Source organism: Thermoplasma sp. (assembly GCF_023256435.1).
Classification (GTDB): Archaea; Thermoplasmatota; Thermoplasmata; order Thermoplasmatales; family Thermoplasmataceae; genus Thermoplasma.
This window is the reverse complement of the sequence record NZ_JAGDXM010000037.1, coordinates 18,333-34,735: the sequence shown is the minus strand read 5'-3', so window position 1 is coordinate 34,735 and position 16,403 is coordinate 18,333. Positions and strand designations below refer to the sequence as shown.

Genomic DNA, 16,403 nt, shown 5'->3' with positions numbered 1-16,403 from the left:
ATAAGATAGATATTCGGTCTATTATTGAACGATATGTCATATGAAGTAAAATCAAAATCGGATATCTGTTTTCTGAGACTTCGAATATTATACAATATATCTTTCCTGCTTTTCTGTTCTCTCTTCGGATGATCAAGATAAATTATATTACGTACACCTTCAGGTATAAATTTGGAGCTTTTATTAGTGAGAACATCGACTTCATAACCAATATCGTTCAGAACCTTGATAACATCAGATGCCAATACCTGAGTGCCACTTTTAACCCAGAAGTCGTCCAAAACGATAGCTTTCACAGAAACTTATATTAAAATAATTCTTAAACCTATGCAATACAGATGATACGAATTTCAAAGAGCAAAGACTCAAGTCGTTAGTTATCTTCTATTTGAAACTAATGAATAAACTGAGAGAAAACATTTTCATTGAGCAACGGTATTATAGAATCGATAGTTCAATGATAAAGATATCCGTTATTATCTCTGCTCATGATAGACGAACTTATGTTAAATCCGCTATAGAAAGTGTTCTGGCTCAAAGCTTTGATCGTGAGAGCTATGAAATCATACTGGTCAAGAATTTTGTTGATGAGGATATTGATATTTTCTGCAGTAAGTGGAATATAAAAAATATATTATATAATGGCAAGAGCCTTGGCCAGAAGATGGCACGCGGCATAGATGAAGCTAATGGTGAAATTATAAGTTTTCTTGATGATGACGATCTGTTCGAAAGCAATAAGCTTGAGACAATATACAGTAAATTATCCAACGGAATAGAGTTGTATCATAATGATATCAATTTCATTAAGGAAAATGGATCCCGTCTTAGAGTCGATTCTACGAGCCATTATTCATACATTATAGATATATCAAATTTCAAAAACATGATAAGGAAAATACGAGAGGCAAGGGCTGAATGGTATATGAGCTGTTTTTCAATGTCAAGGAAATTAGCTCTAGAGTTGAAACCTCTCTATGAAACGATGCAGGCGAGTTTTGATAAAATTACATTTTATTATGCTTTGGCTAAGGCATATCGCATACTTTGCGACTCTGATAAGCTTACCCTTTATAGGCTGCATCCAAGCTTGACAACTATAAAGGATGATATGCCTGCATATTTTAATACTAAAGCAAGATTTTTTAGATCAAGTACTGACTCCTTAAAATCCCTTCTGCATTATTGCAAAAATTCTGATACCAAGGACTTAATATATTATATCTTTCTGCATGAATATATAATATTTTTATTCATGACAAAAGAGAGAAATTTTCCAGTAAAGATTATATTCGCCTTTGTCCGTTTATGGGTTCGATATGGCATATTATCAGATACGATATGGCTGATTTTTCTTATTTTCAAGTTTTTTATGCCTACAAAAGCCCATTATATACATTATAACCGTATGCTTGGATATTATGAGACAGGACAAATTATGTAAAGATGTTTATTATAGGTAATTATATACCTATATGAGGTTTCTCATAACTGGTCACAAAGGATTTATCGGCTCTCATATTTATAGTGAATTCAGTAACAAATATGAGGTATATGGATATGATATAGGCGATTCTTTCCCAGATGCGAAATTTGATGTAATAGTGCATATGGCTGCAAGAGGACTAATCAGAAAATCCATAGAGATGCCGTATGATTATTTTCAGGACGATCTGGCATTGGTTCTGAAATTCCTGGAGATCGCAAGGAAGAATGACAGTGTATTTATATTTCCGAGTTCTGGATCGACCGCAGAACCAACCAATCCATATTCATTAGCGAAGAAACAAGCCGAGGAATGGATAAAACTTTATGGCAAACTCTACGGTCTTAAATACTATATCCTAAGATTCTTCAACATTTATGGGGATGGTTCCAGAAAAGGGGCAGTTTATCTATTCACAAAAGCTGCTCTGTTCGATGAAGAAGCTGTGGTTTATGGAGATGGCAGTCATATAAGATATTTCCTCTACGTTGGGGATGTCCCCAAAACCATAGAGAGGCTTCTGAATGAAAAATATAGAAGCGGAGAATATGAAGTAGGTTCTGGGAAGGGGACATCCGTAAATGATCTTATCTCCCTTATAGAGCATATTACCGGAAAACGCTTAAAGGTGAGGCATGAGAATTATATATTACCGGAAGCGGAGAAGCTGATTGCATTGAATACGATCGTTAAGGATCCAACGCCGCTTGATGTAGGGATTAAAAAGGTGATAGAATTCATTAAATCTGACTATAAAAATGATGTTCAAAGATAACATTTCATATGAAAATACATATATACCCTGAATTAAAATTTACATTTCTATATATCATATCTACGGTATATTTTTATATTTACTTGTATTTTTATTAGATGGGATATGAAAACTCGGTATTAGATTGAAAATATCATCGTCCACAGTTATATATTAAAATTTTGATCTTTTTCCATACTTGCATTGAACAGACATAATTCGTTCTTAACATGAAACCCATATTTGGAAAGAATAGATGGATGTGTATAGAAAATTAATGAATAAATAGACAGATAGTTTTTCGGCGTCTCGGGCTTAAAGACTCAATGTGCAATCTAAATTTATGCGTATTTCAATTAGTGCATTTATTATAACTTTTGCAAGACTTTTAAATTGGTAATAAACTATATTATAATAATGTTTTAATACATTTTACAGATTTCGGTTAATGGCTGTTGAGGGAAGACTCATAGATGTATCAAAAGCTACCATGACCAACAGTACGTTGAGAGTATCCATAACGAAAAGAATTGCAGAAATTCTTGACGTCAAGGAGGGTGATATCATTGGATATTATCAGAAAGACGACAAGATTTATCTCGGAGTTATAAGGTGAAGGACATCAAACAAATGCCATATAGATATTGATTGATGAACAATACCTATTATATTATGAGGCGTTTTTCTATCAATAATCTAAAATTTTTATATTTTAATATTTTAAGATTATGTAATCTGTCATACTAAACAACCGATATATAAAGCAAGCCCGTACGCTCAATATGAATGTTAAAAAGTTTTCTGTTCTGCTGATCGTGGTAATGACTCTGCTGACGTTTTCACTGGCAGGAGTGGGTCTGATCCATACGAGCCATTCGAAAAACACGAAATATGATCTGGCTGATGTATATACACCGTCTGTTCATAATAATAAGTATAATACACTTTATAGCATCATCAGCCCCGTTTACCGATCATCAATCATTGAATCCATTATAAATTCTGGATATATGGCCAGCAGCCCGTATGGATCATCCTCCGGTGATGGAAATACACCACTGCTTGTGAACACCATAAACACGCTGAATAATAATATCTACAGCGGAAATAACATTGGAACGAATTTCTTCGGAATAACAGGTGCCGCTTATGATGGAATGAACGGCAATATCTATGTGGCTGCGATCGAGCAGGGATCCGTGAACGCCAGGAACGTTCAGAGCGATCTAAATGGTACATTAATTGTGGTCAATGCCACGCACAACACCGTAGTATCCACCATCCCTCTGGAGATCTCCTCTCCAACGTGGGTGCTGTACGATTCTGTGAATGGATATCTATACATTTCAAGTTCTTCAAATGATTCGATAAGTGTCGTGAGCCCCAGTCTCTCCAAAGTCATATCCAATATACCGCTTAACAGCAGTGATGGACTGCCATTGGCCCTTACGTACAACACCATGAACGGGACGGTTTATGTCTCCATGGACGGTGCTATAGCATCCATAGTTGGAACTCAAGCCGTATCATACGTATCAAGAAGCACAACGGCAGGCGTGCTATCCATGGCCTATGATCCATACAACGACTATCTATATGCGGCGCAGCCAGCAGGCTTCAACAATGTAAGTAAAACGAATCTGACCAGGGATGTCGGCGTTGTGCAGGTCTTTAACGCGAAGAACTTCGCACTCATAACGAACTACACCATCGGCGGGTTCGCAGACTCCGTCTCATATTATGATAATCAGATTTTCGTAACAGGCCCTCTCAGCCAGAATCTCACCATAATCGGTTCAAGCATCAGAAATGTGTCAATCGGGTATGGAACGATATACAATTATATGAACAGTTACAATGGATACGACTATGCAGTATCCGATTTCAACACTAGCCTCATGCATGACATATTCAATTCGATATACGACATAATTCACAATAAAACGTTCTCATACAATGCGACTCTTGCCGAGATCTTCGGAGGCGATCTTAAGGTCATAGATCCGTCAACGTCAAGCATAGTTTTCAGCCATGAATTCAGTATGCTGCCCCTCTTCATGGCATTCGATTCGATGAACGGCACCGCATTTCTGACAGATTCATTTAGGGGAACGGTGACCGGTATAACCTCGTCATTCAGCACATATTCTGATCATTTTACTAGCACACCCTTCTCCAGCGTCATCGATGACATGAACGGATATCTCTACGTATCCGATCCCCTTGAAGGCCTGATACTGGTCTACAATTCCACCAATGAGAAATTCGTGGGATCCATAGACACCCATGGTTTGCCAACATCTCTGGTATACGATTCACACAATGGACACGTGTATGCGGTCGATATCTACACCGATTCCGTCATCGAAATAGATGGAACGTCTATATTAAACGGGACTTTCCAGATGCTGCCAAAAGAAGGTATTAGCGTCATAAACGAATCCGGTGTTCTTCAATCCCAATTCAGGTTCCCAGCAATGGCCACGTCTGCCCTGTACGATCCGGTGGACAATTCGATATACATATCGCTGACTCTCATTTCCCAGATCAATGGGGTGTATGATGAACTTGAATACATCAATATGACAAGCGATGCGAGATCATTCATTCAGCTGGGGCTCTCCTCAAACGGTGTTGGAGTTGCTGGAGGATTAACGTATAATACCACGAACGGTATGGTCTACGTGGCATACTACACAAGCATAAGCCCTGGTACCCGTGCCTTCTCCGAGATATCCGGAACCACCGTCGTAAAAAACGTCACCTATCCTTCATCCATTTCCCCTGGCTGGTACGTCGATCAGGTACCGATCACGATCACATATGATCCGATCCATGATTTCATAATAATACCGACATACGAAGGTTTCGCAGTCTTTAACAATGCTAATTTCAAAGACTTCTATCCGATCTTCAATTCAACAAATTCGATCTTCAGGATAATCACGTCTGCATACTACGTGCAATCTATGGATATGATAATCACTGATGACTTTGCCACTGCATCGAATGCCAGCGGCCATACATACGTCTCGGGACAGGTATCGTTCATCAATGCATCCAGCATGGAACTGATCGGAAACGTCACCGTGGGTGAAGGGCCTATATCGACAGCCGTATCTCAGAACGGTCTCATATACGTATCCAACCTCATATATGGAACGATATCGGTATTGACAAACCGCACAAACGACGTTGGAACATTGATCATAACCGATGAATATGCAAACTCAACCGTAACTCTGAACGGACAACCCATAATACTGACAAACGGAAATGCCACAGAAACGGTTACTCCAGGCTTCTATTACATAAATGTCAGCAAAGCCGGGTATTATCCATACTCCAACTTCGTATACGTTGCTCCCCTGACCACGAACCATGTCACCGTATACATGAAGCCAATATCTTCGTACGGATATCTTCAGGGCTTCGTCGATCCTTCCTACGCCCACATATCTGCAGACGGTGTATCAATACCCGTTTCAAACGGCTACTTCAATCAGTCTCTGAGCCCGGGATTGTATTACATAAGTGCATTTGCATCAGGATACAGCACAGCGCTCATTGAGGTGAACATATCACAGGGAAAGACGACGTCGGTGAACCTGGCTCTTCAGAAGATATCCAGATATGGTGTGATAAACGGAAATATGATGCCGTTCAACGCCTCCGACAGCCCATCGGTATTGATCAATGGAACCGTTGCAGCGCTCAACCTCACCGGATATTTCTCTGCCACGGTTCCATACGGTACATACACGGTATCTGCATATGAGAACGGCTATTATCCGCTTTCCATAACGATCAACGTATCCAGCACTGAAACAAATGTATCGCTTAAGCTGGTCAAGGAGCCCGCACCGACATCCACAGCTGCGAATTCTGGGATTAACGCCTATGGCTACAATGCCACCGTGACCACACCGAAAAATGTGAACGATTCCATAGTCCTAAACTATACCGCAACCAGTGGAAGCATAGTGATCCAGGTACCGCTCCAGTATCTAAAGAATGCAACCATATCCGACATTCTCAACAGCAAGGTATACATCAACGGCACGCAGTATAAGGATTTCAGCATAGTGATAAACTCGAATTACAGCGTCTATCTTGTCGTATACGGCGTCAACGGAGATCCGCAGCTGAGATGGGTATACGTACCGTCGACCGTAAGTACTCCTCCACCCTCACCAACACCGACACCCATAAAGACGAAGCTTCCGAAGATCAGCTACTTCGATATCTATCTTATAGCGGGAATCCTCGCCATAGTAGTCGTAGTGGCTGCAGTCGCTGCGATCTACTACAGGAGGCGCAGATAAGCTGGTGTCGCATAGATGCTGAGCAGGCTGGTGATGATCATCATCACACTGGCAGTGGTTACGACCACCATCACGGCAGACGCGGTGGTGGTTTACAATTACCATCCCATGCGGAATCTAAGCTCACAGTATCTCATCCCGACAAACGATACCTCGCTCATATTCCTTAATGAGGATCATCAGCAGGCATACGCATTCGTCAGGAACGGGAGTCTAGGCCTCATCCTGCCGTACAGCATAACCGATCTGATCCTGGCAAGGGCAAAGCTCTCCGGATACATAAGTACGGGAAACGTAACGGTCAGCTTATTCTCCACTTTTATGAATATAGAGATATTCAGCGTATCGAATATTTCCTTAAAGAATCTATCTGAGCACGAGATCAGGGCCATAAACTTGCTGAGCTGGAATAATAATGGCCCAGACATTGGGAGAATCTATATCTCGGATAATATCGATGGAAATGTGGTCATGGGCAATCTATCCGCCGTAGAGTCAGCTATATATTCATATCGGATGGGCATAAATGGATCATCGGAGGCGCTGAGAGATCTCAACGAAAGCGCAGAGATATCCATATTCCTAAATTATGTCGGAAACGGCATTGCATCCGCCGCAGTGAACCACACTGGAGATCGGACCTATTTAAGAATACACTTCACGTCCACAGGCAATATGACAAAGTTCATGGAATATTACGAACTGCTGCTTCTGCAATATATGGTACCTCCGCTGCCGATGAAAACTATCGGTCAATCGACCATCGAGATCATATTCACCGGTTCATTCTATTCCTTCCTATCATTCCTGTCCTCATACTGGAATCTCATCCAGCAGTACAGAAACGGTAATGTATTATGATCCCTAAGCGAATACGTTCTTCAAATATATCGAAGTTCATTCATCTGACCAGATTCTATCTGAACGAAACATACTTCTCCAGGATATTCCATCTCTCCATTGTATTGATCGTTATACTCTCAGCCATCATGGCATATATTAACTTCTCCCTGTCCTATTCTTCTGATTTTCCGGTCAGAAGTGCTTCATATATACTGCACAGAATAAGCGGATCGGAACACATACTAATCTCATACTATCTGTGGTCAATACCGTTCCAGGCGATCATCGTCTTCGTCGCTTCTATGATAACGGCCTTCATAGTTGCGGGAAATCAGGAGAGCAGAACCAGATATCTTCTTGGATCCCTTCCCGTCCCACGCTATGTCGATGCGCTTTCAAGATACGCAGCAAGCGCATTTTTATCTTATGCCTTGGTGATGGTGTACTTCCTCTTCAGTGTAGCTTCTGTATCCGGTGGATCCAGGACGCTTCCACCGGTGCAGGCGTACATCTCTATGCTGCTCATCTTTCTCATCGTACTTGCAATATCTGCCGTCACGCTGTTTGCTGCCATGGCCACGGCCAGGGTTCTGGTCTCGGTCATCATCGTATTCACCGCATACTTTGTCATACTTTCCTCTCTAGATCTGGCGTTTGACCTGTTCGGCATGCCATCGCCCGTGTTCCTGATCAACAACGATGTTTCGGCCATATCCGGGATCTATTCCAACGTGAATTTGCTCCCCTTTGGAAATCCAGGAACGATTGCACCCGAACCGTTTACATACCTCTTTCTGCAGGCGTTCACGCTGATCGTTTATACATGCGTTTTCCTGACGATCTCCATATCTATATATTCCTGGAGGGATGTCATATGACCGCGATCCTTGAGCTTAGAGACGTGAAGAAGACTATAGGAAAGACAAAAGCTCTGAACGGCGTCTCGATCGAAATCGATAAACCTGGTTTCTACGGAATGATGGGCCCCAACGGTGCAGGGAAATCCACTCTGCTTAAGATAATACTTGGACTCGTCCGACCAGACTCCGGAACCGTATCGATAATGGGCAAGCGCATCCAATTCGGTTACGGCGGTCAGCAAGTGAGCGGCATCGTAGAAACGCCTGAGTTCCCTTCCTACCTTAAGATCTCTAATATTGCACGTTTCATCGGACTGATGCGCGGCCTCTCCGATTCAGAAATCGATGAGAATCTTCGGTCTCTGTGCATCACCGCAAATCTCTGCGATCTCATGGATAGAAGATATGGAACGCTTTCGCAAGGAATGAAGCAGCGTTTTGCCATCTTATCTGCATTCATTGGATATCCGAAGGTTGTTGTCCTCGACGAACCGTTGAACGGCGTTGACGCATATAATGCGAATCTGATTTTGGATTTTCTAAGAAAAGCCAAGGATATGGACATAGTTGTTCTTTCAACCTTCCACGATCCTGATCAATTCAGAGATATATGCGATCGCATATTCGTATTGATCTATGGAAAGATCATATCCGAACTTACTGAATACCGAAAAAGAAAGATCTTCAAAGTTAGATCAGATCTTGTCACTTTCCATCCAGAATGTTCTATCGAAATTGGGAATTACCTGGTCTTCGGTCTTGACAGAGATCCTCCAGATCCTAAAGATATAGCTTCGATGCTGGATGTCGACGTTAATGCTATAGAGACTGGAGACGGCCTCTTGGAGCGGTATCATCTGCTTCTAGAGGATCATTATCGGAAATTTCTGAGAGCATCTACAAATAAGGAATCATGAAGTATATCCTCTACTTATGGAAACAATTAGACTTCAACATTAATTATGATATTTAGAAAAGTCCTTGCATTAACAATACCATGATCCAGATAAGGGCGTAGGGTTTTTAAAAGAAAACTTATCAATATAACGAAGACTATTATAACCAACAGCATTTTAAGAGTATCCAAAACAAAGCTAATGCAGAAGTTCCAAATATAAATGAATGCGAAATAATCAGATACTATCATAAACAAGCTAGAATATTCATTGCGCTCATTAGATGTTCTTCATCGCCAATGCATCAATATCCGAATCAGGAAACTAATAAAACGCGCAACCTTATGAATAACTATAATTGAATCCCAAATGGCGCGAATTCATTATATTTTCATATAAATCCTATCTATGATTTGCTCTAATGTATTTGAAATGATGTTTATATAAACCTTGCTCCATGTTAGACTATGGCTGAAAATGTAGCCAATATTAAAAATGCAAATAGACCGGTGGGACATATACGATGGACAATAGTCTTGATGGTCTTCGGCTTCATAACGTTCGATTACATCGACAGGGGACTAGTAACATCTGCGCTTCCGGTGCTAACATCGGAATTTCATCTGACTCCACTTCTGCAGGCCGCGATCGGTGATGGATTTACCTATGGATATCTTATAATGAACCCAGTGGTGGGTTATATTCTGGACCGTTATGGATCTAGGCTGGCAGTGACGAGATTCGGATTAGGATGGGGTACAGTGCAGACTATTACAGCGGGTGCATTCTCCGCAGCGTATCTGGTCATAGCAAGAGTCTTCCTAGGAATAATGGAGGCTGTTGGCTTTCCAGGAGTTACAAAGATAACAGCAGAATGGATGCCTAGGCAAGAAAAAGCTAGAAGCGGAACCATAGGAGACAGTGGAGTGAATATCGGTATCATACTTGGCTCGCTTCTGCTTCTGGGGGTGGATTTGATAATACCGCCAAGCGTTGCATGGAGATATGCGCTGCTTATCAGTGGTGCTCTGACTATTTTACTTTCCTTCAGCCTGATATTCATATTGTATGACGCACCTGAAAAACATCCGAAGATCAGCAAGGAGGAACTTGAATACATACGTTCAAACCAGGAGAAGGCTGTTGAACAAACCAAGGCGCCAGTATCAAAGTGGTTCAAAACCAGCGATTACTGGGGATCAATGATGGGATTGGGTGCTCAGGCCGGTATATTCTTCGGTCTCTTAACATGGCTACCCCTCTATCTTTATGAAGCGAGGCATTTCACACTGACATTCACACTTGCATACACGGCGCTTATATGGGGCTTCGGTTTCATCGGTGAGATAACCGGTGGCTTTGTCATTGATTACATAAACAGAACACACGGACCAAATATCGGCATGAAGATCGGTTTCATGGTGAGCTCACTTGGAGTCACTTTCGGCCTCCTTGCCACGGCTCTCGCGAAATCTCCTATACTTGCCGTTGAGATACTTGCAACAACATTCTTCTTCCTGAGATGGTCCGGAATACAGTGGGCTGTCAGCTCGTTCCTTGTCCCTAAAGAGTATGCAGGTCAATGGGGTGGACACATAGGTTTCTGGGAAACGCTATGGGGCATCATAGTGCCTCTGGCATTCGGTGCACTGCTCTCCGTCACTCACAGATATGCACCCGGCATATACATGTTCGTGTTGATTGGCATAGTATACTTTGTCGGAACTGTTATAGTCACAAGATATCGCCCACTGATACTAAAAGGGGCCGTTCCCTCATGAGGGACGGTTCCAAGTTTTTTTGAACACTAAGATTTAATGTATTAGATAACAAGTATATTAACAAAATTCGGTTTCTTTGATTATGGCATCTGAAGAAGAAATGAAATCTGGAGCTGATATCATAGCCGAATATTTGGTGAGAAACGGTGTGGAATATGTTTTCACATTAACCGGACACACTATACTGAGTCTCTATGAAGCAATAAGAAAAACGAATATAAAATTGATCGCCGTGAGACATGAACAGATCGCTGCGCATGCCGCGGATGGCTATTTTCGCGCATCGCATAAACCTGGTATAGTCATTACACATATTGGTCCTGGACTGTTGAATGCCACCACTGGAGTTGCTACGGCTGCGCTTGATTCTTCTTCTCTCATAGTGATATCTGGAGATGCCCCATCCGTTTATGAGGGGGCGGGACCACATCAGGAGATAAATCAAGTTACGGATCTCTCACAGTTTCTCGTTTATGTACCATTTGTGAAACGGGCATGGAGAGTCAATCATGTTGAAAATATAGAGCGGATAATGGATCGTGCCTTCTCGATCTCTCTCAGTGGCAGGCCAGGAGTTTCGCTTGTTGATGTGCCTATGGATATCTTCTCTTTAAAAACAAATAAATACAAGTACTTTACCGCTGAACATAGAATTAATGAAGTAAGATTTGTCCCAGAACACGATCTTATAAGAAAAGCTGCGGATTATATATTACAACATAGAAAAATACTGATTCTGTCGGGAGGTGGCGTTAGACTATCCGAAGCAAATAGGGAAGTAGAGGAGCTTTCTGAGGTGCTCAATGCTCCAGTTGTAACAACCATGGGGGGAAAAGGGACATTTCCAGAGCATAATGAAAGATCTCTAGGCTTCCTCGGGGGATGGGGGAATCCCTATGCCAACAAGGCTTCGCTTGAATCCGACCTGATAATAGCTATCGGTACAAGGTTCGGAGAGGTGAATTCTAGCTCTTGGATAGATGGCTATACATTTGATTTCAAGAAGACTGATCTTCTGCGTATAGACATAGATGAGAAGGAAAGATCTAAAGACTATTCAGAAGATATGTTTCTTCTGGGCGATGCCAAAGCAACCGTGTCAGATCTCGTCATTGAGTTGAAGAAGAGACTTGCTGATCGAACAGCGGTGACATCAAACTGGTATACTGAATTCAGGAAAGACCTAGATAATTATTATATGGATTTCATGCGATGCGAAATGGGTGGTGAAAGAATAAAGCCTAATTATGTCATAAGAGTTCTTCAGGAACTGATCGACGAAGATAGGGCAATATCTCTTATAACTGATGTCGGCTGGAGCAAAAATGGTATAGCCCAATACTTCAGGATAGATGATCCGTTAAATTTCATAACGCCGGGTGGTCTGGCAACCATGGGATTCGCTCCAGGCGCAGCGCTCGGTTTCAAGATAGGCGCACCTCATAGAAAGGTGATAGCTGTAGTTGGTGATGGAGGCTTCAGTTCTACGATTTCTGCTCTTTTCACCGCAGCTCAGTACAAAATTCCAGTGGTATTCCTGGTTATGAACAATTGGAGCTTCGGCACAATACAGGGTCTTCAGCGGTCTTATTTCAACAAAAAATTCATAGGAACAGCATTCACAGGATCTGGGCAGGAACTATACAACCCTGATTTTACGAAGATAGCAGAAGCTTCTGGGGCGCTTGGATTCGACGTTAAGACTGGATCGGATCTGAAGTCAACTGTTAAGGATGCGTTGAATTCTGAAATGCCCGCTGTAATAAATGTGCCCACCGATCTGGAGCCAGATGTACCCATAACAGGACATTGGTCAATAACCGATATCTATGCAGGAAACGTAAAATATATGTTCGATAGGAGGTGAATCTATGATAAATGCTGATCCATATATCAACGGCGAATTCGTCAAATTCTCCAATATAAAAAGGACTATCAATCCCGCAACGATGCAATATGTAACCGAATATAGCGAGGTTGATGAGGCAGGAGTTGACAACGCTCTAACTGCTGCAGAGAACGCATTCAGAACCTGGAGCAAGTTGAATGTAACAGAAAGAGCTTCTTTCCTCAAAAGAGCTGCTGATTATATCGACATGCATAGACAGGATATAGCCGACCTGATAACTGACGAAGAGGGAAAGACAATAGCCGAATCTTTAAATGAAGTAAACAATGCATATAAGGTACTTTATTATTATTACGGCGAGGGTAGAAGAGTTACTTCTTATGTGGTTCAAAGCGAACAGGACGAGGTCTTCGCAGGAACAATAAGAATGCCACTGGGCATCGTCTATGTTGTCAGTCCATTCAATTCTCCATTCTCAATACCATTCTGGAACATAGCACCAGCACTGTTGCACGGAAACAGTGTTATATTCAAGCCCTCAAGCATAACAACTGGAGTTGGCCATATGGTCTCTATGGCTTTGCATCATGCTGGGATACCTCCAGGAGTATTCAATACCCTGTTCGGAAATTCAGAAATGATATCACAGAGACTTCTTAACAGCAAATCAGTCCAAGCATTCGCCTTCACTGGCGGCACGGAGGTTGGAAACAAGCTCTCTGAGATCAACGGTAGGTATAAGAGAAGACAGATACTTGAACTAGGCGGAAAGGATCCCGCCATTGTATGCTCCGATGCAAATCTGGATCTTGCAGTTTCTAGTTTGCTTTTTGCATCATTCAGTAACGCCGGACAGAGATGCACAGCAGGCTCAAGGATCATCATCGAAGAAAAAATATATGACGATTTCAAGAGAAAATTCATTGAAGGATCGAAGAAAATATTGGTTGGCTATGGTAAGGATAAAGGGGTAAAAATGGGGCCCGTGGCCGGATCGAAACAATATTCTAAAGTGAAGGCTTACATAGATGATGCTATAGCCCGTGGAGTAGCCATTGGGACAGATAAGAGGGAATACAGTGATAAGCCAGATGGGTATTTTATCTATCCCACGATTTTCACGGAAGTAGACAAGGATGACGTGCTATTCCAGGATGAAATCTTTGGTCCAGTGGCTGTTCTTACATCTGCTAAGGACGTAGACGAAGCTTTCGATCTGGCTAACCATACCAAATATGGACTCGTATCCGCCATATATACCACAGACATCAGAAAGGCGTTCCGGGCTATAGACGAAATCGATGCAGGAGTGACCTTCGTAAATCAGGGACCAACTGGAATAGAGTATTCGCTTCCTTATCTCGGTCATAAGGAATCGGGATTCGGTGAAGAACTCGGTCTAACCTCTATAATGAACTACACAAAAACAAAAAGTATATACATAGACTATTCGTATAATAGGAGGCCTTTTTTCTGGGATATGAAATAGATTAAATTTTCAAAATCAATTTTATATCTGTAGAATTTAATATCCTGTCTTTGAGCCCTTCGATCATTGTGTGGATATCCGCCAGTGTCAAAGTTTTCTTAAGCAAATCGGCTTCCCTACCAACAACATCACGAGCTATGATGAAGTCATGTGGCGTATATATAATCGAACCACGAAATGTGATCTCCCTTCTGACGAAATAAGCCTGATTCAGGCTGTATTCCTGTGATTCGAGACCACTTACAACAGCTTCTGAGCCAGAGGCTATAACTCCCGAGAGCTTCTCAATATCATTTATAGTCTCCATGGATCCTACGGTATCAAGAATATTGATCGGGCCTGTGGACACGCCGAGAGCGTCATCGATGCTCTGGTAAACATCACCAACATGCTTCTTTAGTTCCTCCCTCTTTATTCCTACCTTCTCTACGATCCTAACATCATCAAACCCCAAGCATTTAGCTGTAACATATGAGGATATACCCACACTTCCGCCGCCTATTACAATCATACGTTTATGCCTATCGCTGAACTTCATGATCGCATGAACTGCGACGGCCATGGGCTCGATCAAGGGGGCAAGTTCTGGATCTATTTGTTCATCAACGCGGATGGCGAATTTTGGATTGAGATCAAAAAATTCCTGCAGAGCACCTTGTGCGGTAACTCCTATGCTAATCTTATTCCTGCATGTATTGTAATGCCCATGACGACAGTCCTCGCATTCCCCGCAGTAATAGTTAGGGAAGACAACAACCCTATCCCCCTCCGAGAGATGATCACCTGCCAGATCGAGTCCCTTGCCCTCAGATATGATTCCAGTTATTTCATGTCCCAATATGAGGCCATCGTATACTTTACGTTTTCCAGCGAGTATAGATTTGTCAGAACCACAAACGCCGATGTAGTCAGGTCTTATCCTTATGAAAGATCCATTAAGAGGAGATAAATCAGCCGATATTTTCTCAAAATTGCCTGTTGCAGGATGATAAATGATCTGCCACATAATCATTCACGATTATCTCAATCCTTTGGAAGTTCACCAGGAGGCGTATAAGCCCAGAGTAGTATCAGAGTTTCATTGCCCGTATTAACATGCCTATGCATTACACCCTTTGGGATGAACATGTAGTCAAACTTTTTGAACTTCATTTCTTCATTTCCGCTCAACACAAGACCCTCACCCTGTATCACGAAATCTATCTCCTCCGACTGAGGATGATTATGCATCGAAGACGACTCTCCAGGCTCGAAATAAGTTATCCCTGAGACAAAATACTGCGAATTGCAAAGTTCCTTATCGATAGCCCTGAAAACCTTTCTGATGTATCCTTCCTTGTCTCCGAGCCATATCTTCTTTCCGTCCTTTATTGGATCTATTAATTTTATTTCCATTGTATCACCATATATTTCAATTGATGTTCCTATATTACTATTAATTATAACCTGTTAGAATGTAATATCTGGCCGAGTCCGTATTTTATGTTGTCCATTGATTGACACTGACTATCTATGATCTATAATATTGATATCAAGTTCAGCAATCAAATCTATCCTGTTTGAGACAACCTTAAAATATTCCGTATCAACTTAACAATCATGAAAAAAATACTCATTCTTCATGGAGTGAACTTAAACATGTTCGGCAGAAGGGATCCTGAGGTATATGGAACGATCACACTGGATGAGATAAACAGGAAGATAGCAGATCTTGCAAAGGATATTGGGGTGGAAGTGGAATTTTTCCAGACCAACGATGAGGGTAAGATGTGCGAGCGCATTCATCAAGCATCTTTGGAGAATATCGATGCAGTAGTCATAAATGCCGGTGCATGGACCCATTATAGCTACGCAATAAGGGATGCTCTGGCAATACTTAAGGTACCCATAGTGGAGGTGCATATGTCGCATATCCATGCGCGTGAGGAATTTAGGCATACCTCTGTCATAGCGCCAATAGCTAAAGGTCAGATAACTGGCTTTGGTGTGGGAAGTTATCTCCTTGGACTTAGGGCGGCTGTAGAATACTGCTGAGCGCGCGGGATGAAATTATGAGAAAATAAGATTTTTATTAGAAATTATTTGCTGAATAGAGATCGCATAACTTTCCTCTCCGCGTT

The 16,403-nt window shown here is 41.8% G+C and carries 14 protein-coding genes; 11 read left to right on the top strand and 3 right to left on the bottom strand.

Annotation, left to right across the window (positions count from 1 at the left end):
- On the bottom strand, positions 1–296 hold a 296-nt coding region (locus tag Q0C15_RS04855; RefSeq protein WP_297216931.1), incomplete at its 3' end, for a hypothetical protein.
- A 161-nt stretch (positions 297–457) separates the two neighbouring features.
- Between Q0C15_RS04855 and Q0C15_RS04850 the strand changes: the two genes are divergently transcribed.
- The 10 genes from Q0C15_RS04850 to Q0C15_RS04805 all read left to right on the top strand — a co-directional run bounded on the left by Q0C15_RS04850 (position 458) and on the right by Q0C15_RS04805 (position 14,283).
- Positions 458–1,444, top strand: coding sequence for a glycosyltransferase family 2 protein (locus Q0C15_RS04850; RefSeq protein ID WP_297216929.1), 987 nt, complete (start codon positions 458–460; stop codon positions 1,442–1,444).
- A gap of 31 nt (positions 1,445–1,475) precedes the next feature.
- On the top strand, positions 1,476–2,261 hold the full coding sequence (locus Q0C15_RS04845) for an NAD(P)-dependent oxidoreductase (protein ID WP_297216927.1): 786 nt from the start codon (positions 1,476–1,478) through the stop codon (positions 2,259–2,261).
- A gap of 427 nt (positions 2,262–2,688) precedes the next feature.
- Positions 2,689–2,856, top strand: coding sequence for a hypothetical protein (locus tag Q0C15_RS04840; protein ID WP_297216925.1), 168 nt, complete (start codon positions 2,689–2,691; stop codon positions 2,854–2,856).
- Between the two features lie 166 nt (positions 2,857–3,022).
- Complete coding sequence (locus Q0C15_RS04835; RefSeq protein ID WP_297216923.1) at positions 3,023–6,565, top strand: PEGA domain-containing protein; 3,543 nt, start codon at positions 3,023–3,025, stop codon at positions 6,563–6,565.
- Positions 6,566–6,580: 15 nt separating this feature from the next.
- Positions 6,581–7,426, top strand: coding sequence for a hypothetical protein (locus Q0C15_RS04830; protein WP_297216921.1), 846 nt, complete (start codon positions 6,581–6,583; stop codon positions 7,424–7,426).
- A complete protein-coding gene (locus tag Q0C15_RS04825) occupies positions 7,423–8,286 on the top strand; it encodes a hypothetical protein (protein WP_297216919.1) in 864 nt (287 codons plus the stop codon). Before Q0C15_RS04830 ends, Q0C15_RS04825 begins: the two co-directional genes overlap by 4 nt.
- A complete protein-coding gene (locus Q0C15_RS04820; protein WP_297216917.1) occupies positions 8,283–9,185 on the top strand; it encodes an ABC transporter ATP-binding protein in 903 nt (300 codons plus the stop codon). The genes Q0C15_RS04825 and Q0C15_RS04820 overlap by 4 nt, the downstream gene beginning before the upstream one ends.
- Positions 9,186–9,631: 446 nt before the next feature.
- Complete coding sequence (locus Q0C15_RS04815; protein WP_297216915.1) at positions 9,632–10,945, top strand: MFS transporter; 1,314 nt, start codon at positions 9,632–9,634, stop codon at positions 10,943–10,945.
- Positions 10,946–11,027: 82 nt separating this feature from the next.
- Entirely contained in the window at positions 11,028–12,812 is a 1,785-nt protein-coding gene (locus Q0C15_RS04810; protein ID WP_297216913.1) for a thiamine pyrophosphate-binding protein, read from the top strand.
- A 4-nt stretch (positions 12,813–12,816) separates the two neighbouring features.
- Positions 12,817–14,283, top strand: a complete 1,467-nt coding sequence (locus Q0C15_RS04805; protein ID WP_297216911.1) for an aldehyde dehydrogenase family protein — start codon at positions 12,817–12,819, stop codon at positions 14,281–14,283.
- A gap of 1 nt (position 14,284) precedes the next feature.
- Here Q0C15_RS04805 and Q0C15_RS04800 read toward each other — a convergent pair whose 3' ends face one another.
- Both Q0C15_RS04800 and Q0C15_RS04795 read right to left on the bottom strand, forming a co-directional pair.
- The gene (locus Q0C15_RS04800; protein WP_297216909.1) at positions 14,285–15,289 is read right to left on the bottom strand and encodes an alcohol dehydrogenase catalytic domain-containing protein; all 1,005 of its coding nucleotides are present in this window, start codon (positions 15,287–15,289) and stop codon (positions 14,285–14,287) included.
- Between the two features lie 17 nt (positions 15,290–15,306).
- Positions 15,307–15,678 carry a cupin domain-containing protein gene (locus Q0C15_RS04795; protein ID WP_297216907.1) on the bottom strand — a complete coding sequence of 124 codons (372 nt, stop codon included), beginning with the start codon at positions 15,676–15,678 and terminating at the stop codon, positions 15,307–15,309.
- 204 nt (positions 15,679–15,882) lie between these two features.
- Here Q0C15_RS04795 and aroQ point away from each other — a divergent pair, with 204 nt between their 5' ends.
- The gene (aroQ, locus tag Q0C15_RS04790) at positions 15,883–16,317 is read left to right on the top strand and encodes a type II 3-dehydroquinate dehydratase (protein ID WP_297216905.1); all 435 of its coding nucleotides are present in this window, start codon (positions 15,883–15,885) and stop codon (positions 16,315–16,317) included.
- Positions 16,318–16,403: the final 86 nt, after the last annotated feature.

Excerpts from the sequence above, each read along its gene's own strand:
- Q0C15_RS04850 (WP_297216929.1), top strand. The coding sequence starts at position 458 with ATGATAAAGATATCCGTTATTATCTCTGCTCATGATAGACGAACTTAT.
- Q0C15_RS04845 (WP_297216927.1), top strand. The coding sequence starts at position 1,476 with ATGAGGTTTCTCATAACTGGTCACAAAGGATTTATCGGCTCTCATATT.
- Q0C15_RS04840 (WP_297216925.1), top strand. The coding sequence starts at position 2,689 with ATGGCTGTTGAGGGAAGACTCATAGATGTATCAAAAGCTACCATGACC.
- Q0C15_RS04835 (WP_297216923.1), top strand. The coding sequence starts at position 3,023 with ATGAATGTTAAAAAGTTTTCTGTTCTGCTGATCGTGGTAATGACTCTG.
- Q0C15_RS04830 (WP_297216921.1), top strand. The coding sequence starts at position 6,581 with ATGCTGAGCAGGCTGGTGATGATCATCATCACACTGGCAGTGGTTACG.
- Q0C15_RS04825 (WP_297216919.1), top strand. The coding sequence starts at position 7,423 with ATGATCCCTAAGCGAATACGTTCTTCAAATATATCGAAGTTCATTCAT.
- Q0C15_RS04820 (WP_297216917.1), top strand. The coding sequence starts at position 8,283 with ATGACCGCGATCCTTGAGCTTAGAGACGTGAAGAAGACTATAGGAAAG.
- Q0C15_RS04815 (WP_297216915.1), top strand. The coding sequence starts at position 9,632 with ATGGCTGAAAATGTAGCCAATATTAAAAATGCAAATAGACCGGTGGGA.
- Q0C15_RS04810 (WP_297216913.1), top strand. The coding sequence starts at position 11,028 with ATGGCATCTGAAGAAGAAATGAAATCTGGAGCTGATATCATAGCCGAA.
- Q0C15_RS04805 (WP_297216911.1), top strand. The coding sequence starts at position 12,817 with ATGATAAATGCTGATCCATATATCAACGGCGAATTCGTCAAATTCTCC.
- Q0C15_RS04800 (WP_297216909.1), bottom strand. The coding sequence starts at position 15,289 with ATGTGGCAGATCATTTATCATCCTGCAACAGGCAATTTTGAGAAAATA.
- Q0C15_RS04795 (WP_297216907.1), bottom strand. The coding sequence starts at position 15,678 with ATGGAAATAAAATTAATAGATCCAATAAAGGACGGAAAGAAGATATGG.
- aroQ (WP_297216905.1), top strand. The coding sequence starts at position 15,883 with ATGAAAAAAATACTCATTCTTCATGGAGTGAACTTAAACATGTTCGGC.